General features: G+C 67.4%; 11 protein-coding genes and 1 pseudogene. 5 read left to right on the plus strand and 7 right to left on the minus strand.

What is annotated here, in order from left to right; translation table 11 throughout:
• Nucleotides 1-76: 76 nt before the first annotated feature.
• The 7 genes and pseudogenes from DFQ14_RS04215 to DFQ14_RS04240 form a co-directional block, all read right to left on the minus strand.
• Nucleotides 77-2,839, minus strand: coding sequence for a winged helix-turn-helix domain-containing protein (locus DFQ14_RS04215; RefSeq protein WP_114451736.1), 2,763 nt, complete (start codon nt 2,837-2,839; stop codon nt 77-79).
• 187 nt (nt 2,840-3,026) lie between these two features.
• Nucleotides 3,027-4,196 (minus strand): CaiB/BaiF CoA transferase family protein, encoded by a 1,170-nt coding sequence (locus tag DFQ14_RS04220; protein ID WP_114451737.1) that lies wholly within the window; start codon nt 4,194-4,196, stop codon nt 3,027-3,029.
• Nucleotides 4,196-5,617 carry an amidase gene (locus DFQ14_RS04225; RefSeq protein ID WP_170206294.1) on the minus strand — a complete coding sequence of 474 codons (1,422 nt, stop codon included), beginning with the start codon at nt 5,615-5,617 and terminating at the stop codon, nt 4,196-4,198. The genes DFQ14_RS04220 and DFQ14_RS04225 overlap by 1 nt, the downstream gene beginning before the upstream one ends.
• A 276-nt stretch (nt 5,618-5,893) precedes the next feature.
• A pseudogene (locus DFQ14_RS22595) lies at nt 5,894-6,178 on the minus strand (cytochrome P450); the annotation flags it as partial.
• Between the two features lie 61 nt (nt 6,179-6,239).
• On the minus strand, nt 6,240-6,434 hold the full coding sequence (locus DFQ14_RS04230) for a hypothetical protein (RefSeq protein ID WP_114451739.1): 195 nt from the start codon (nt 6,432-6,434) through the stop codon (nt 6,240-6,242).
• Nucleotides 6,431-6,622, minus strand: coding sequence for a hypothetical protein (locus DFQ14_RS04235; RefSeq protein ID WP_114451740.1), 192 nt, complete (start codon nt 6,620-6,622; stop codon nt 6,431-6,433). The genes DFQ14_RS04230 and DFQ14_RS04235 overlap by 4 nt, the downstream gene beginning before the upstream one ends.
• Nucleotides 6,619-6,879: an HC3 family zinc finger protein gene (locus DFQ14_RS04240; RefSeq protein ID WP_114451741.1), complete on the minus strand. Its 261-nt coding sequence runs from the start codon at nt 6,877-6,879 to the stop codon at nt 6,619-6,621. The genes DFQ14_RS04235 and DFQ14_RS04240 overlap by 4 nt, the downstream gene beginning before the upstream one ends.
• Nucleotides 6,880-7,007: 128 nt before the next feature.
• On the opposite strand from DFQ14_RS04240, the gene DFQ14_RS04245 reads away from it, so the two are divergent.
• The 5 genes from DFQ14_RS04245 (at nt 7,008) to DFQ14_RS04265 (ending at nt 17,948) form a co-directional block, all read left to right on the plus strand.
• Entirely contained in the window at nt 7,008-7,859 is an 852-nt protein-coding gene (locus DFQ14_RS04245; protein WP_114451742.1) for a helix-turn-helix domain-containing protein, read from the plus strand.
• Nucleotides 7,852-8,049 (plus strand): DUF397 domain-containing protein, encoded by a 198-nt coding sequence (locus DFQ14_RS04250; protein ID WP_114451743.1) that lies wholly within the window; start codon nt 7,852-7,854, stop codon nt 8,047-8,049. The genes DFQ14_RS04245 and DFQ14_RS04250 overlap by 8 nt, the downstream gene beginning before the upstream one ends.
• A 614-nt stretch (nt 8,050-8,663) precedes the next feature.
• Nucleotides 8,664-11,483 (plus strand): DEAD/DEAH box helicase, encoded by a 2,820-nt coding sequence (locus DFQ14_RS04255; protein ID WP_170206295.1) that lies wholly within the window; start codon nt 8,664-8,666, stop codon nt 11,481-11,483.
• Between the two features lie 22 nt (nt 11,484-11,505).
• Nucleotides 11,506-16,134 (plus strand): restriction endonuclease subunit M, encoded by a 4,629-nt coding sequence (locus DFQ14_RS04260; protein ID WP_114451745.1) that lies wholly within the window; start codon nt 11,506-11,508, stop codon nt 16,132-16,134.
• Nucleotides 16,131-17,948, plus strand: coding sequence for a DUF262 domain-containing protein (locus tag DFQ14_RS04265; protein ID WP_114451746.1), 1,818 nt, complete (start codon nt 16,131-16,133; stop codon nt 17,946-17,948). Before DFQ14_RS04260 ends, DFQ14_RS04265 begins: the two co-directional genes overlap by 4 nt.
• The last annotated feature ends 119 nt before the right edge of the window (nt 17,949-18,067 follow it).

Below are 18,067 nucleotides of genomic sequence, written 5' to 3' on the forward strand. Positions count from 1 at the left end.
CAACGGGGTGATGACGATCACCCGCCGTTGAGGCTCACTGTTGGCAGCCGTCGCAAGGCCCCGCAGGGAGTCCCAACTAGAGCAAGCCGAGGGATCGGCCTCGCTCCACGGCGCCGCGCCGACTGCCGACACCCAGCTTCCGATACAGGCTGCGGAGATGAGATTTGAGCGTATTCACGGAAACGAACATCGCCGCGCTGATCTCCGGGAGGGTGGCGAGCCCGTCCAACGCCTGCAGCACTTCGAGTTCGCGTTCGGTGGGCGGTTCCTCGACATCGACGCCGCCGGCATGCAGCTGCGGGCCCGCGTTCACCGGCCATAACGATGTGGCTCGTGCGCGGATGAGGTCGGTGAAATCCCGATGAGGGCTGCCGTTGCGTTCGGCGGCGCTCAGCAGCCTGGCAACGGGCTTTCCGAACTGCAGGAACGGCTGCACCAATTGTTCAGGCGCGGCCACTTGAATCGCCTCGGCTGCGGTCGTCACGGCCGCCTGCTCATTACCGCCTTGCAGCTGTAGCAGTGCCAGCAAAACGATTGCTTGCAGCCGCTGGTCGGTCAGGCCCTGCCCGATCCGGATGGCCGGGTCCAGCAACTGGATAGCCGGCTCCGGCTGACCGTCGCTTGCCAGTAACTCGGCTTTGGCGATCGTCAGGTGCACGGGACCGCCGGGGTCGTCGGGATACTCCTCGAGCAGGGCGCGTGCTTCGGCGACATCCCCGATCGCCAACCGCAGACGCGCGCGTTCCACGAGCAGGTAGTCGGCGAAGACGTAGCGCGCCCGCAGGCGGGCCATGACCTGCGCCGCGGACTCGAGCATGGCTAGCGCGTCACGTTTTCGCCCCTTGAGCCCGACGATCAGACCTCGCACGAGCAGTACTGTCGTGCTGACGGCCGCGTCCTGCCTGCGCACCGCGACGCTCGCGCCGTCGAGATACTGTTCCGCGAGGTCGAGATCGCCGCGCATATATGCCGCCCAGCCCAGGGCGTGCCACAGTTCGGCCGCCGCACCGGTGAACTCCCAGCCGTGCTCGCGCACCAGCGTGAGCGCATCGTCGGCTTCCCGCAATGCGTCCGTGATGCGGTTCTGCGGTGTCAGCACGCCGACGAGCTGCCCTCGGCAGCCGAGTTGCACGTAGGCCCGCCCATTATCGAGTGCCACGGAAAGAGCTTCCCGCAGATGTGCCTCCGAATCGGTACGTCGACCGGCCCAGAATTCGGTGACACCAAGCTGTTGCAGCGCAAGTGCCTGCAGGTCGCTCGCCGTGGCACTGCCGCGGTACTCATCCGATTCGGACAGCGCGATCAACCGCCGTGCGATGCACACCGCCGCGACGAGATCGCCCGCGAGGCGAGCGCGTTCCAGCGCGACAACAAGTGCGGGCGCCGAGGAAGGGGACTCGGTGCCCGCCTCGTCGATGAGTTTTTCGATCCCGGCCGGTTTGGCGGGTTCGTGGGCCGCGGCCTCCATTCGCTGTGTCACGGGGACAGCTGCCGGGCCGGTGTAGGAGTCGAACCCCGCCCCGGTCAGTGCACTGTCCGTCGTGTTGTGGTTCCCGTCGCCGAGCGCGAGCCCAACCGCGGTGCGCACGTCCGCCAGCTCTGATCCGGCGACGCGCTCGGCCGGTAGCCGGTCGATCAGCTCGCGCAGCGTCATCAGCTTGCCGTCGAGATACATCGACAGCCAGCGGTCGCCAAGGAGGTTCTCCGCCGGAGCCCAGTCCTCGGCGCGCACCGCGTGGTCGAAGGCTTCCGAGGGCATGTCGTGTGCCGCGTACCAGGAAGACGCCGACCGATGCAGCTTGCGGACGGCGTTGGAGCCGAGACGATCGAGTCTGCTGCGTAGCAGTTCCCCAAGCATGGGGTGGTAGCGGAACCAGACCTGGCGCGGGTTCTCCGCGGTGGTGAACAGGTTATGTCGCGCCATCCAACGCAGCAGCTCCATGCTGTCGTCTCGGCCCGTCAGCTCCGCCGCGAGGTCGCCGGTCAGCCTGCCACAGATTGACGTCTTCAGCAGGAAGTCTTCCACGTCGGGCGGGAGCCTGGACAGCACCTCCGCCATGAGGTACTCGGCGACCTCCATGTGCTCCCCGCCGAACTCGTGGAGCAGATCTTCGGCGGGCAACCCGTCCAGCAACGACAGCGCCGCGAGCCGCAATCCGGCCGACCAGCCCTCGGTGCGCTCACAAAGGACGGACGCGACCTGTTCCGGAATGTCGACGCCGGATTCGGCGAGCATGGCAGCCGATTCGCCGAATGTGAACGCCAGATCCTTACCGGTGAGCGCATAGACCTTGTGCTCGACACGAAGCCGCGCCATCGGGAGTGTCGGTAGGTAGCGGCCGGACAAAACCAGCCGAACCTGTGGGGGCAGGTGTTGCACCAGCCGAACAAGTTCCGACTCCACAGCCGAACGTTCGAACAGGTGCACGTCGTCGAGTACCAACAGCAGTGGTTCCTCGATCGCCAGCAGTGCTTCGACGACCGGCGCGACCGAGTCCACCGCGCCGCCCGCGGCGCGGTCCCTGGTGCGGGCACGTGCCACGGCGGACATAACGGCAGGCCAGAACAGCCGCGGATCCGTGTCCGAGTGTTCGACGGTGAGCCACGCGCAGCTCAGCGAGCATTCCGGTGAGCGAACCCAGGACGTCAGGAGCTGTGTCTTGCCCCAGCCTGCCGGGCCGGTCACCGTCGTGATCGGGTAGGCCGTGGCTTCGCCGAGGCGGTGGAACAAGCGGGAACGGTTGACGACTCCGCTGGGCAGTTCGGGCACCCTCGTGCGGTCGAAGAGGTCACCAGGTGCTCCGGCCTCGACGGAGCGAACCTCGGTGTCGTGCCGCATCCAGCCTCCACTTCTTCCGGTCGGCACGGGCAAGGGCCGCACACCGTCCGTGCACCGGATATCAGCCGAGGGGAGCGCACCTGCCTCGTCGCATTCGGCGCGCTTTCAGCCTACGCTCGCCGTCCCGGCGCCGGAAAGCCGTTGAGTGCAGCGCAGACCTGCCTTGTGGCAACCGGTAGCGCTCGCGCTACGTCGGGTCGTCGGCGACCCATTCCCGAACTGCCTGGGTGTGCTGACCCAACGTGGGAGGAGGGAGGTGCTCGCTGCGCCCGCCCGAGTAGGGCTGGGAGTCGAACCGCAGCGGCGAACCGGGCAAACCCAGCTGGCCCTGTGTGGCATGCTCGACTTCGAGTAGCAAACCCTGCGAGCGGGTCTGGTGCCAGTCGTAAACCTCGTCCAGCGAACGTACCTTGCCGCTCGGTATCCCTGCAGCGGCGAATTTCTCCAGCCATGCCTCGGCGGGTTCGCCGCGGAAGTGCTTCTCCAGCAGCTCGCAGAGAAGGTCATGGTTGGCTACCCGATCGGGGTTCGTGGCGAATCGCGCATCGTCGGCGTCAATGCCGACGACCGAGCACAGGGCCTGCCACAAGCCTTCCGATCCGCAGGCGATTTGGATGGGGCCGGTGGCCGTGGCAAACATGCCATACGGCGCGATCGACGGATGGTGATCGCCTGCCGGGGCGGGCACCTCGCCCGCGACCGTGGCGCGGGTTCCCTGGAAGGCGTGCACACCCACGATCGAGGCCAGCAGCGACGTCCGCACGACACGGCCACGCCCGGTCCGCGTGCGCTCGTGCAACGCGCCAAGGACACCGAACGCACCGTTCATCCCTGCGAGCAGATCCGCGATCGGCACGCCGACCTTGGTCGGCTGGTCCGAGCCGGTCAGCGACATCAACCCGCCCTCACCCTGGGCGATCTGGTCGTAACCGGAGCGGTGCGCCTCCGGCCCGTCGTGGCCGAAACCGGTGATCGAGAGGATCACCAGCCGCGGGTTGAGTTCGTGGAGCTCCTCGACACCGAATCCCAGGCGCTCCAGCACTCCGACGCGGAAGTTCTCCAACAGCACATCGGCTTTGCGCACCAGCTTGCGCAGCACATCGGCGTCCTCGGCGGCCTTGAGGTCGAGGGTGATCGACTCCTTGTTGCGGTTGGCCGCCAGGAAGTACGTCGCGACCCGTTCGTCGTCTTCGCCGACAAACGGAGGTCCCCAGTTTCGGGTGTCGTCTCCGGAGGGGGACTCGACCTTGATCACGCGCGCGCCGAGGTCGCCGAGCATCATCGCGGCCTGCGGGCCGGACAGCGCGCGGGTCAGATCGACGACCACAAGGTCCGAAAGCGGTCCATCGGTCGTCATCAGGAATGCACCTCCGTCCCATTGAGCGCGGAATTCTCCAGTAGCTCCGCTACCGCGAGGGCAACGTCTTCGCGGCCGGGGCGAGCGACGACCTGCACCCCGATCGGGCGTTCGTCGGGTAGCGCTCCGACTGTCGCGACAGCGGCGGGAAGCCCCAGAAGCGTCACCGCGCGGCAAGCTGACACGATCTGCCAGCCATCGAGCGTCTGGCCCTCGACGTCTACTTCCCACGCTTCCGTCGCCGGTGCCGCCACACTGGAGACCGGCAGGATCAGCACATCGGCCATCTGCGCCAGGAACGTGTCGCGAAGCTCGCGAACCCGGCCCCACAGCCGCTCGACGTGCTCGCGGCTGACCGGTCGCACGCTCGCCAGCAGTTGCCGCACCACCGGCCCGAACTCCTCGGGTGCTGCCAGCGCGCGGATACCGTCCTGCTGATCGGTCGCGCGGAGTTCGCTGAACAGCGGGTCCGCAGCTGTCAACGTTTCCGGCCGGTCGTGCACCACGCTCGCGACCCGATCGGCCAGAGATGATGCGGCCTGTGCCACGGCGGCCCGGATCCGGGCGTCCACCGGCATCGTGCCCTCGTCGTCGCACCAGCCGACCCGCAGCCCGGAAACATCCGGCGTGCCGAGTGACTCGCCGAGCAGCACCTCGGAAAGCAGCCGAACATCGGCGATGGTTCGCGCGATCGGTCCGACGACCTGCAACTGGCCCTGCGCGGAATCAGCATCGAGCTCGGGGTGTTGACCGGGCACAAGGCCCGGCAGCTGACCGTCGGCGGGGACCCGGCCGACGCCGGGTCGAAGCGAGGCGATGCCGGTGCAGTGCGCGGGCCACCGAACGGACCCGCCGAAGTCCGTTCCCATGCCGAACGCGCTCATGCCGGAGGCCACGGCCGCCGACTCACCACCGCTGGAGCCGCCGGGGGAGAGGCGCTGGTGCGGCGCGATCGGGTTGATCGTGTACCCGTGTGTCGGGCTCCACGTCTGGGTGGACAGCGCGAACTCGGGTGTGTTCGTCTTGCCGAGGCAGATCGCGCCCGCCGTGCGTAACCGAGCCACGGCTGTGGCATCCTGCTCGGCCCGCACACCGGCCATCGCCGGGCTGCCGGCCTGAAGCGGCAACCCGCTGACCGCGATCACATCCTTCACGCTGAACGGCACCCCGGCCAGCGGAGGAACCTCCTCGCCCGCGGACAACGCATCGTCGACGGCGCGAGCGGCAGCGAGCGCCTGATCATCAACGACAGCGGTGAACGCGTTGAGATCGGTATTGAGGGCAGCGACTCGCCGCAGGTGTTCGGAGACCACGTCTGTCGCGGTGACGACGCGGCGGCGCACCAGGTCGGCGATCTGCCGAGCGGGCAGCCCGGTTGTGGTGACAGCGGCCTCCCGGCCCACGTCAGAGCTGGTACTCATGGCACTCCCGAAGTTCGGCTCACAACTCGTGTAGCCACGGTAAGAACCATGCGTGCACCAGCGAACCGGCAAGAATCGCCATAACTCGGCACTCCCGCTGGGCAAAGTTTGCCAAGTCGCTTTATCGCCAGCACACCGGAAACTCGAGCAGACCGCCGGTGAGGCTGGCGGTGTTGATCTGGAGCCGGTCACCGGCACGGCCAGGTGCAGGTTGGGGAACCGTGCGGTCAGCTCGGTGAACACGGCTCGCAACTCCAGGCGCGCAAGCGGGGCCCCGATGCAGTAGCGCGGACCGTGTCCGAACGCCAGATTGGTGGCCTGACGGCGGGTCGGGTCGAACCAATCCGGGTCGCTGAAGATTGTCGGGTCGTGGTTGGCCGCGTCGGTGTCCGGCAGTTGCAGGTCTCCGGCCCGGACGTGCACGTCATCGATGTGGAGATCGGTGCGGATCGTGCCCGGGACCTCTGACAGTTCCGGCGCTGCCGGGTGGATCTGCGCTGCTTCGTGGTGCTTCTCGGGCCGGTGGGGGCCGCAGGCCGGTGCACGGGGGAGGGGTGGCACCGGCCTGCGGTGACGGTCCGGCCCGCGTGTCGGGGGTTACGGGCCGGACCGTGGTCTTTGACTACCGGCGCAGCCCGTCGAGGACGCGCTGCAGCAGCGGCAGTGTTGGTTCGGGGAAGGCGCCGATCCCGTCAACGACCGGCGGGGCGCTGTGGTTCCTGAACCCCGCGGGAGTGCCGGGGTCGGGGAGTCTCCCGGGAGGGATCGGCCTGTCGGGGTCGGTGACCGGCCAGACGATCGCGGGCGGGTCGGTCATTCGGTGTTGCCGTCGATGACGGTGGGTTGGTCGTGGCCGCGTAGTGCGTGGGTGAGTTGTTCGAATCCGGCGGCCAGGTGGGCGAGTTCGTCGGCGTTGTAGTGCCCGGCGGCGATGTCGTCGAGGGCGTGGTCGAGTGCTGCTCGGGCGTAGCGCATCAGGCTGACCAGGTGGGCGTGGCCGGTCATGATGTCTCCTGCGTGTGGGGCGCCTGCTCGGCGATCGCGGCTCGGCTGGGCAGTCCGGCGAGCTGGCGGGCCTGCTCGTCGCAGCCGGGGCAGGTTTCCCACAGCCACGGGATCTCGCCCCGCTCGGTGGTCACCTCCCGACCGCACAGGGTGGTGATGGTGGTCCCGGCCGGGAACGCGCGGCCGGGTCCGGGTACCGGATCGCAGCTGGCGTGCCGCTGCTGCGCGGCAGGAACCCAGGTGAACGGATGGGGCATGGTCAGCGCTCCTCTCTCAACATCCACTGCTGTCGCTAGCAACGAACTATTGTCGCTAGCAACAGATTCCGCAATAGCTTGATCGAGTGACAGCGCTACCCGTCACCGGGGCGGGTTATTGTTGGCGCATGGGCGGCGACAGTCGAGGATCACCCAAGATCCGCACACTGGGCGCTGAGCTGCGAGAAGCACGCGAAGCGGCCGGGTTTTCCACGCGCAAACTGGCGGAGAAGCTGCAGAAGCATCACAGCGTGCTCGCCCGGTACGAGACCGGAGCAAAGCGTCCGGAGCCCGAGACCGTAGCCGCCATCTTGACTGCGCTCGATGTGTCGGATGCCGAGCGGACACGCATTGTCAATCTTGCCCGTGCTGCCGAGGATGCGAACTGGGTGGCGGTCGGCGACTCGTCGCACAGGGACATGACCACGCTGATCGAGTACGAGCGCACTGCGAGTGCGATCGTCGAGGTGGCCACGACAGTGATTCCTGGTGTCTTGCAGACCCATGATTATGCGCGGGCCATCATCGCCACCTGGTCACCGCGAGATGCGGATACGCGCACAGCTATCCGTCTCGGGCGTCGCGACATATTGACCAAGCGTGAGGCGCCTACGTTTACGGCCATCATCACCGAGAACGCGCTTCGCGAACCGATCGGTGGACGTGAGGTGCATGCCGAGCAACTACGCCACCTGCTGAAGATGCAGGAGCTTGCCAACGTAGAGGCTCTGCTCGTCCCGAGCCGTACGGAGCGCTGGAATCCGGCACATGCGGGCAACTTCATCCACTTCGCATTCGAGAAGGCTGCGCCCATCGTCTACATCGAGCACTTCAGCTCGCTGACGTTGCTGCACACACCGAAGGAGGTGAACGCGTTCGAGAACGCGATTACTCATCTTCGGGAGGTCGCGATGGGTCCTGATGAGTCAGCCGAGCTCATCGCCGAGATCGCTCATGGACAAGGAGAGCCCAATGACTAACAGGGATGTTCCGGAGAACTGGCGAAAGTCCAGCCGGAGTTCCACCGGTAACGCATGCGTCGAGGTCGGCCGTCTCGCCGGTGGTGCGGCGGTGCGCGACACGAAGGACCGCACTGCCGGGTACTTCACGACCACCGGCCGTCAGTGGCGGACCTTCGTGGCAGCGATCAAGGCCGACCGGTTCGCCTGACCCGAGCCGAGCTGTGCCGGCCGGGCGTCTGCCGGGGCGTCCGTGGGCGCCCGGCGTGCTCTTCGGGCGGTGGCACGGGCAGCTCGCCGCCCGTGCGCGTCCGCGATGCGTTCGATGACACCCCCGGCAACGGCTGGCACACCCGGTCGGTCACGGTCACCGTTACCGGCAATGCCCGGCCCGGCGAATACGATATGCACGCCTGAATCACCGGCAGTGACGAATACCCGGGCAGCCCGCACGTGCAGGCCGTGCTCGACTGGCGCTTCCCTGCCGAATAGAGCTGTCCATTCCGTACCGTGACGGGATAGTAGCGGCGAGTAATCCGGTCACCGTGCTGCGCACAGTAGTCGCCCTCTTCTCTTTGGTGCCTTCTGCCGGGATTTCCTCCTGCTGTCTACAGTGGACTACTTTCCGAAGTCATTCTCTCGCTCTGCGTATTCACCAACCCCTGTGCATGCCGTGATCGCGCTGCTCGGTTCGCAACTTCCTCGTTGTAGGAAAGAGACACAAACCGGCCATGGTGAAAGCAGTGGTTTCCAACCCTCAACCATGAAGTCACGATCCGGACAAACCTCTCAAGTTTCCCTGGTGAGCCCAGTACCTTCGCTGCCGTGACAGGGGAGACGCAGGCATCGGACATCGCGGCAGGCGCACAGATCGTGGTGCGGGACGAGGAGTGGTTGGTTCGTTCGGTACATCGCACCGAGCACGACGGATTGCGTATCGAAGCCAGTGGAGCTTCCGAACTGGTCCGTGATCAGGACGCGGTGTTTTTCACCGAGCTGGACGATGTCGAGGTGCTCGATCCGCGCAAGACCGAGCTGGTCGCCGACGACACCCCCGGTTTCCGTCGATCGCGCCTGTGGCTGGAATCGCTGCTGCGGCAGAGTTCCACGCCGGTCACCAGCAGCGACATCGTCGCCGGTCACCAGGGTCTCGCCGACCGGATGGACTACCAGCTCCGGCCCGCCCATCAGGCCCTGTCCAACCTGCGCCCGCGCATCCTGATCGGCGACGCGGTGGGGCTGGGCAAAACCCTGGAGATCGGCATCACGCTGACCGAGCTGATCGAGCGGGGCCGCGGCGAGCGGATTCTGGTGGTCACCCCCCGCGCGGTGCTGGAGCAGTTCCAGCACGAGATGTGGACCCGTTACTCCATCCCGCTGGTGCGGCTGGACTCGGACGGCATCCAGAAGGTGCGCCAGACCCTGCCTGCCTCGCGCAACCCGTTCAGCTACTACCGCCGCGCGATCGTCTCGATCGACACGCTGAAGAACCCGGCCCGTTACCGGCACCACCTGGCGGGCCAGCACTGGGACGCGATCGTCATCGACGAGTGCCACAACCTCATCAATCGGGGAACGCAGAACAACGAGCTCGCCCGGTTGCTCGCCCGGCAGACCGACGCGCTGATCCTGGCCAGCGCCACCCCGCACAACGGCAAGCCGGAGTCGTTCGCCGAGCTGATCAACCTGCTGGACCCGACCGCGATCGCCGACCCCTCCGACTACCGTGCCGGCGACATCAAGCACCTCTACGTGCGCAGGCACCGCAACTCCTCCGACGTCAAGCTCGAGGTCGGGCACAAGTGGGCCCCCCGCCACGAGCCGAGCATCGTGCCGGTGACGCCCACCGCCGAGGAGCACGCCGTGCTCGACGAGCTGCGGGACGTGTGGCTGCACCCGGAAAGCGGCACGGCCCCGGTCACCGGCAAGGGACGCAGCCTGTTCCCGTGGACCCTGTTCAAGGCATTCCTGTCCTCCCCGCACGCACTGCGCAGCAGCATCAAGCGACGGCTGGCGACGCTGGAATCGCGCACCGACGGCGCGGCCGAAGCCACCGCGCTGAGCAGGCTGGACGAGCTCGCCGAGGCCACCCAGCAGCGCGGGCCCGCGAAGCTCGAAGCCCTGATCGACTACCTGCGCGAGATCGGTATCGCCCGGGGCAGTGATGCCCGCGTTGTGGTGTTCTCCGAGCGCATCGACACCTTGCTGTGGTTGCGCGAGCAGCTGCGCAGCCGGCTGAAGCTGCCGGAGAAAGCGGTGGACCTGCTGCACGCGCAGTTGCCGGACGCCGACGTGCAGGACGTGGTGGAGGACTTCGCGCTCGCCGCGAGCCCGATACGGGTGCTGCTGGCCAGCGACATGGCCTCCGAGGGCATCAACCTGCACAGGCAGTGCCACCGGCTGGTGCACTACGACCTGCCGTGGAGCTTCATCCGGATCCAGCAGCGCAACGGCCGCATCGACCGCTACCTGCAGGAGAACGAACCGCGGATCACCGCGCTGGCACTGACCGCCGACGATCCGACCACCGACAGCGACCTGCGGGTGGTCACCAAGCTGCTGGACAAGGAACACACCGCCAACCAGGCCCTCGGCGATGCGGGCGCCCTGCTCGATCTGCACGACGAGGACATCGAGGAAGACACCGTGATGCGCTACCTCGAACAGGGCCAGGACCTCGACGAGGCGGTGCCGCAGCCGGAACCCGAGCAGCTCAACGAGTTCGCCGCCCTGATGGCCACCGGTGGCGAGCACGAGGGCGAGCCTGCCGTGCCGACGGCGCCGAGGCGCACCCTGTTCGACGACGACGACAACTTCCTCACCGAAGCGCTCGAGGAGATCGCCCCCGACGCCGGAAAGCTGAACCTCTACCGCGAGCGGGAAACCGACCTGATCGCGTTCGACACGCCGAAGGACCTGGCCGAACGACTCGGCGACCTGCCGGAGAGCTACCTGCGCGAGCGGGAGATCCGGGACCGCATCCGGCTGTCCGCCCAACCCGGATTCGCCGAGGAGCGCCTGGCCAAGGCCCGCGCCGAAGGGGACACGCTCTGGCCGGACGTGGGCTACCTCGCGCCGATCCACCCGGTGCTGGAGTGGGCGACCAGCCGCGCGCTGGCCCGGTTCCGGCGCGATCAGGCACCGGTGGTGGCCGCCGAGGTGCCCGAGCCGGTGTTTCTCACCCAGGCCACCTGGTCGAACGCGCTCGGCCAGGCGGTGCTCACGCACTGGGGCGCGATCACCGGGCTGCCGGACCAACCTGAGGTGGGTGACCTGCGCGAGGTGGTGGAACGCGCCGGGCTCAAGGAGCAGGCCCGCAACCCCGGCGAGGTGCAGGACTGGCTGGAGCGGATGCAGCCGCTGGTGCCGCAGGCCGTGGAGGCCGCGAGCGCGGACCTGCGCCACCGCCGCGAGGCGATGGAGGGTGACCTGCTCGCGCGGCTGGACGAGCACCGCAAGCGGCTCGGCAAGTGGGAGCAGCAGGCGCTGTTCGTGGTCGAACGCAGCAACGCCTCCACCAAGCGCAAAGACGACGTGGCATCCACCCGCGACGAGACCTCCGCCCTGATCGACTCGCTGGCCACCTCGGGTGAGCCGTTCGTGCGGGTGGTCGGGCTGATCGTGCCCGCGGGCCGCGCGGCGTAACAGGAAAGCAGAGAAAAGGGCGATGTACGACTCCATCCGCAATGTCGGTGACTTCCTGTCCCCGCACTGGCTGTCCGAGGCCTTCCCCGGCAAGCTCAAAGCACTGGCCAAGGAGTGGCGTGAGCGCGGCGAATACGGCAAGCACAGCCCGCTGCGGGGCCTGTCCGGGGTCTCCGGCGTGTTCCTGAAGGCCAAGGCCGAGCTGCCGCAGCCCCGCGAGGAGGGCTACGCGGCGGCGGTCACCGAGCTGCACCGGCTGGTGCTCGGAGCGCTCGGCATCGAGGCCGAGACGACCGAGCTGGACACCGAACAGTCCGAGACGCCGGTGACCGTGCCGCTGCTGGCCCGCAACCAGAGCCCCACGGGTGAGGCGCTGCACGTGCTGCAGGCCGCGCCGGTCGACGACGTCGACGACCTGTTCGGCGAGGAGGGCCGGCTGCTCGACCCGGTACGGGTGCACACCGGCGCCCGCGCGGACACGGCGAAGTCCGAGTCGATCACCGCGGTGCCGAAGGCCGTGCAGCAGCTGTTCCTCACCGAGGCCGCGCCGCGTTTCGTGCTGGTGCTGGCCGGCGGGTGGATGGTGCTGTCCGATGTGGAGCGCTGGGCCGAGGGCCGCTACATCGCCTTCGACATGGACACCGCGCTGTCCCGCAAGGACGACAAGGCCACCGGCGAGCTGGCCTGGCTGGCCGGGCTCGCCTCGGCCGACGTGCTGCTGCCCTCTCAGGAGGGCACGAGCCTGCTGACCACGTTCAGCGAGGACTCGATCAAGCACGCGGTCGGCGTCAGCGAGGACCTGCGCGAGGGGTTGCGCATCTCGGTGGAGCTCATCGCCAACGAGGTGATCGCCCAGCGTCGCAAGCGCGGTGAGCCGGTGGAGGGCATCCCGGAGCTGCCGCGCGAGCTGACCACCCAGTCGCTGCGGTTCCTGTATCGCATCCTGTTCCTGCTGTATGCCGAGGCCCGGCCCGAGCTGGGCATCCTGCCGGTGGGCGCGCCGGAGTACGACGCGGGCTACGGGCTGGACCGGCTGCGCGAGCTGATCCAGGTGCCGCTGACCGGCCCGTCCCGCGACGGGCATCACCTGCACGACTCGCTGCGGCTGCTGTTCCGGCTGGTCAACGACGGTCATCGCGTGGGCACTTCGGGCGGCGACGGGCTGGTGTTCGAGCCGCTGCGCGCCGACCTGTTCGATCCGAAATACGCCCAACACGTGGACAACGTGAACCTGAGCAACGCCGTGCTGCAGCGGGTGCTGGCGTTGCTGCTGCTGTCCAAACCGTCGAAGCGCAAGGGCGACCGGCGCGGCTTCGTCTCCTACGCCCAGCTCGGCATCAACCAGCTCGGCGCGGTCTACGAGGGGCTGATGGCCTACAGCGGGTTCCTCGCCGACCGCGATCTCGCCGAGCTGGCCAAGGACGGCGACGCCGACAAGGGCTGCTGGCTGGTGCCGGTGGAAAACCTCGGCCGCTACGACGAGAAGCACGTGGTGCGCCGGGAGGACCCGATCTCCGGGGAGAAGCGCAACGTGGTGCACCGCACCGGCACGTTCGTCTACCGGTTGTCCGGGCGGGACCGGCAACGCAGCGCTTCCTTCTACACACCCGAGGTGCTGACCCGCACGGTGGTGCGACACTCGCTGGCCGAGCTGTTGTCCGAGGACACCCGCGCCGAGGACATTCTCGAGCTGCGGGTGTGCGAACCGGCGATGGGCAGCGGCGCGTTCCTCAACGAGGCGCTCAACCAGCTCGCCGCCGAATACCTGCGGCGGCGGCAAACCGAGCGGGGCGAGCAGATCCCGCCGGAGGCCTATCTCGACGAGCTGCAGAAGGTGAAGGCCTACCTGGCGCTGCACCGCTGCTACGGCGTGGACCTCAACGACACCGCCCGGGAGCTGGCCGAGGTGTCACTGTGGCTGAACGTGATGCACCCCGGTTTGCAGGCCCCGTGGTTCGGCCTGCACCTCAAGCGGGGCAACTCGCTGATCGGCGCGCGGCGGGCCGCCTACGATCTCACCTCGCTCGGTCGCGCCAAGAAGAGCTGGACCAGCACCCCGCCCACCGACCGGCCGCTGAACGAGGGGGCGCTGCCGGAGGGGGAGATCCATCACTTCCTGCTGCCCGCCGCGGGCTGGGGCGCCCCCGGCGATGCCAAGCAGGCCAAGGAGCGCGCCCCGGAGCGGGCCAAGCAGCTCCGGGACTGGTCCAAGTCGGTCACCAAGAAGCCGAGCGAGAAGCAGGCGCAGCGGTTGCGCGGGCTTGCCCGGCGGGTGGAGCGGCTGTGGGAGCTGTCCCTGCGGCGGCTGGAGATCAGCGAGCGCGAGGTGGCCCGGCACGTCGACGTGTGGGGCGCGACGGTACCGCAGGAGGCATCGGCGGTCAGTCGGGAGCAGGTGGAATCCGAGCTGCACGATCCGGACGGGCCGTATCTGCGGCTGCGGCTGGCCATGGACGCCTGGTGCGCACTGTTCTTCTGGCCTCTGACCGGCGAGGCCGAGCCGCCGGACCTGGAGGAGTGGATCGGCACCCTGGAGGGGCTGCTCGGGGTGCACGGCAAGCAGGCCCCGAAGGGGCAGGGCTCGCTGCACGAGACCGTGGAGCGGTTCGACGAGCTGGCGAACCTGGACGAGCTGGAGCGCGGCTACTTCGGCATGCAACCGGTGGCCACACTCCTCGGCAAGCACCCCTGGCTCGGTGTGGCTCGCACGATCGCCCAGCAGGAAGGCTTCTTCCACTGGGAACTCGACTTCGCACAGGTCTTCCGTCGCGGTGGCTTCGACCTGCAGCTCGGAAACCCGCCGTGGGTGCGGCCGACGTGGAAAGACGACGAGACGTTGGCCGAGTTCGACCCTTTCTTCGTGCTACAAGAGAAGATCCCGGAAGCCACTTTCCGCAAGTGTCGCGCCGAAGTGCTCGCCGAGCCTGCTGCCGAGCGGCAGTATCTCGACGAGCTGGCCTCCTGGTCCGGCTTGAACGAGCATCTCGGCTCAGCGGTGGAACATTCGGTACTACGTGGGGTGCAGACAAATCTGTACACCAACTTCATGGAACGCACCTGGCAGTCCATGGCCGATACCGGAATTGTCGGGTTACTGCATCCGGAGGGCCACTTCAACGATCCCAAGGCTGGGAAATTGAGGACTGTCACCTACCAGCGACTACGACGACACTGGCAGTTCGTCAATGAGTCCCAGCTTTTCGTGGACGTGAATCATAAGGAAATTTACGGGGTGCATATATACGGTGCTCCACGCGAGGTCGATTTCGTCCAGGTAGCCAATCTGCTCGTGCCGGATACCCTGGAGCGCTCGCTGGATCACGACGGTAGTGACGAAGTCCCTGGCATCCAGCGCCCGTGGGGCGGCTGGGATCATCGGCCGCATGCTTCTCGTGCTATGCGCATCACCGAGCAGACTCTCGCCCAGTGGGCGGCCTTGTTCGATGAGCCGGGAACGCCCGCGACGCAGGCCCGCCTGCTGCGTCCGATTACTCGGGAGCAGCTCGACGCACTCGGTGCGATCTCCACATATCCCACGCGGATGGCAAACCTCGACTACCGCTGGTCCAGCGGTTGGCACGAGAAGGGCGCCAAGGAAGACGGTTACATCGAGTGGTGCACCGAGTACTCACCAAGCTGGGACGAGGTGATTCTGCAAGGCCCGCAGTTCTCGGTGGCGACCCCGTTTGCCAAAGAGCCGAATGAGAACTGCAAGAGCAATCTCGACTACTCCGACTGGACTCTGGAAGAGCTGCCGGAGCGGGTGATTCCGCGTACCAACTACCAGCGCGCCACCGATCGCGACCGCTACGACGCGGGCCTCGACATGTGGAACGGCCAGCCCTACACCGACTACTACCGCCTCGCCTGGCGAAGTATGTCTCAGCCAGGACTAGAGAGGTCCTTGGTTGCCGCATTAATACCGTCTGGTCCCGCGCATATTCATGCTGTCAATACGCTTACAGCCGGGTCACTGCGAAACACAGCAGTTACTTCCGGGATGTGGGCATCACTGCCACTCGACTATCTCGCCAAGAACAGCGGCGGAAATATCAAGAAAGATATTGTCGACCGTTTCCCCGCGCCGCTGGACCATCCGGCCGCGCCGCTCCTACTCCTCCGCACGCTGCGGCTGAACTGTCTGACGCGGGACTACGCGCCGCTGTGGGAGGAGCTGTACGAGTCCGGTTTCGCCGAGGACTCCTGGACCGAGCCGTTCGCGGGCTGTGCCAAGCGTGGCTTGGCCAAACTCGGCGTGGAAAAACGGGAGTGGAACTGGGAGACGCCGCTGCGCTCGGAGTTCGAGCGTCGGGCCGCGTTGGTGGAGATCGACGCGCTGGCCGCGATCATGCTCGGGCTCACGGCCGATCAGCTCTGCCTGATGTATCGCGGGCAGTTCGCGGTGCTGCGCAAGTACGAGTACAACATGTACTTCGACAACCTGGGCCGCAAGATCGCCAAGGACCACCACGCCCACGGCGTCAAGCAGCAGCCCGAGGACTTCAAGCTCCTCCAGGCTTACCTCGACGAGGAGGACTCCGGCGACCTCCTGGACCGCTACGAGGAACCTATCACCCCGGTGGACCGCGAAGCCGAAATGCGCGCCGCCTACGCCGACTTCACTCGCAGGCTGGAGCAGGAAAACCGATGAAGTCCGACACGCACACGGTCAAGCAACTGTTCAAGCAGGACGTTCGCTACATGGTGCCGCTCTACCAGCGGCCCTACGTCTGGAACAGGGCGGAGCAGTGGGAACCACTGTGGAAGGACGTCACCGATCTGCTCCAGCACCAGGAGAGCGGCACCGAGTCGTGGTCGCACTTCCTCGGCGCGGTCGTGCTGGACCACGAGAAGACGGTGCCGGGGCAGATCCCGCGCTACACGGTGATCGACGGGCAGCAGCGGCTGACCACGCTGCAGCTGCTGATCGCGGCGGCGGCCAGGGCCGCGGCGGAGGCCGGAGCGGAGAAGGACGCCAAGCTGCTTCGTGGCCTGGTGGCCAACGATCCGCTCGAAGCCGAAGGCATCGACCGGTTCAAGGTGTGGCCGACGAACGCGAACCGCGCAGCCTTCGCGGCCGTCATGGCCGAGGACGGGCCGCCGCAGGGCCACACCGACGACCCCGGCAACCTCATCGACGAAGCGTTCGACTACTTCACCGACCGGGCCGCCGAGTACCTCAAGGGCGAGGGGGTGGAGCACCCGGACGAGGAGGAGATCGCCACTCGTGCCGAGCGGCTGCGGATCACGCTGTGCGAGCTGCTCAAGGTCGTCGCGATCACGCTGGAGCAGGACGACAACGCGCAGGTGATCTTCGAGACGCTCAACGCGCGCGGAACTCCGCTGCTGTCGCTGGACCTGGTCAAGAATGCGGTCTTCCACCGGGCCGGCAACGAGGGCCGCGACACGGACAGGCTCTACGAGCGGGTGTGGAAGCCGCAGCTCGACGACGACCACTGGCGCGAGGAACAACGCCAGGGCAGGCTCAACCGCCCCCGGGGTGAGCTGTTCCTGATGCACTGGCTGACCATGCGGCTGGAGCGCGTCGTTCCCGCCACCGAACTGTTCGCGACCTTCCGGCAGGGCATCCTGGACCGGACCGGCGACGCGGAGGCGCTGATCCGCGAACTCTGCGCCGACGCCGAGGTCATACGCTCGTTCGAGAACATGTCCCCGGACACGCCGGAAGGCGAGTTCTTCGCCCGCTTCGAGGCGCTGAACGCGGGAACCTTCCAGCCGCTCGTGCTGCTGCTGTTCCGCTCGCCGGAGGTGACCGTCGAACGCAGGCGGCGGGCGCTGCGCATCCTCGAGTCCTGGCTCGCGCGGCGTGCGCTGATGCGGCTGACCACCCAGAACTACAACAGGCTCGTCGCGAGCCTGCTCGGGAAGATGAAGGCCGACCTCCCGCGTGCCGACGAGGTGCTGCGGGATGCGCTCGCCGGCCCCGAGGGCGCCTCCGGCCACTGGCCCCGCGACGCCGAGTTCGTCGACCACCTGTGCAGCCGCGAGGCCTACAACAACGTGGCCAAGTACCGCCTGACCATGGCGTTGGCGGCGGTCGAGGCGAGCCTGCACTCCAACAAGACCGAGCAACTGCTGGGCGGTGAGTCCTACTCGTTGGAGCACCTGCTGCCGCAGAACTGGGAGCAGCACTGGCCGCTGACCGACTCCACCGGCGCCCCGCTGGAGGGGGAAGCGCTCGCGCGGGCTTCGGAGGAACGCTCCGCTCGGCTGCACCGGCTGGGCAACCTGACCATCGTCGCGCAGTCGCTCAACTCGGCCCTGTCCAACGCCCCCTGGACGAAGAAGCGCAGCGAGCTGAACCGGCACAGCGTCCTGCTGCTGAACTCCCGGCTCGCCGAACGCGACACCTGGGACGAACAGGCCATCGACGAGCACGGCGAATGGCTGGCCCGGCGCCTGACCGAAATCTGGCCCGGCCCGGAAAGCAGCAACTGGGCATGAATCCTCAACGCGACATCACCAGTGCCGTGCGGCTGCACAAGCCACAAAACGCGATGACCTGCGTCAGCTCAGCGACAACGTCGAACGCGGTAGTGCGGGTAGGTGTCACTCGCATCGAG

Source organism: Halopolyspora algeriensis, assembly GCF_003337235.1.
GTDB lineage: Bacteria > Actinomycetota > Actinomycetes > Mycobacteriales > Pseudonocardiaceae > Haloactinomyces > Haloactinomyces algeriensis.

Excerpts from the sequence above, each read along its gene's own strand:
- DFQ14_RS04215 (WP_114451736.1), bottom strand. The coding sequence starts at position 2,839 with ATGCGGCACGACACCGAGGTTCGCTCCGTCGAGGCCGGAGCACCTGGT.
- DFQ14_RS04220 (WP_114451737.1), bottom strand. The coding sequence starts at position 4,196 with ATGACGACCGATGGACCGCTTTCGGACCTTGTGGTCGTCGATCTGACC.
- DFQ14_RS04225 (WP_170206294.1), bottom strand. The coding sequence starts at position 5,617 with ATGAGTACCAGCTCTGACGTGGGCCGGGAGGCCGCTGTCACCACAACC.
- DFQ14_RS04230 (WP_114451739.1), bottom strand. The coding sequence starts at position 6,434 with ATGACCGACCCGCCCGCGATCGTCTGGCCGGTCACCGACCCCGACAGG.
- DFQ14_RS04235 (WP_114451740.1), bottom strand. The coding sequence starts at position 6,622 with ATGACCGGCCACGCCCACCTGGTCAGCCTGATGCGCTACGCCCGAGCA.
- DFQ14_RS04240 (WP_114451741.1), bottom strand. The coding sequence starts at position 6,879 with ATGCCCCATCCGTTCACCTGGGTTCCTGCCGCGCAGCAGCGGCACGCC.
- DFQ14_RS04245 (WP_114451742.1), top strand. The coding sequence starts at position 7,008 with ATGGGCGGCGACAGTCGAGGATCACCCAAGATCCGCACACTGGGCGCT.
- DFQ14_RS04250 (WP_114451743.1), top strand. The coding sequence starts at position 7,852 with ATGACTAACAGGGATGTTCCGGAGAACTGGCGAAAGTCCAGCCGGAGT.
- DFQ14_RS04260 (WP_114451745.1), top strand. The coding sequence starts at position 11,506 with ATGTACGACTCCATCCGCAATGTCGGTGACTTCCTGTCCCCGCACTGG.
- DFQ14_RS04265 (WP_114451746.1), top strand. The coding sequence starts at position 16,131 with ATGAAGTCCGACACGCACACGGTCAAGCAACTGTTCAAGCAGGACGTT.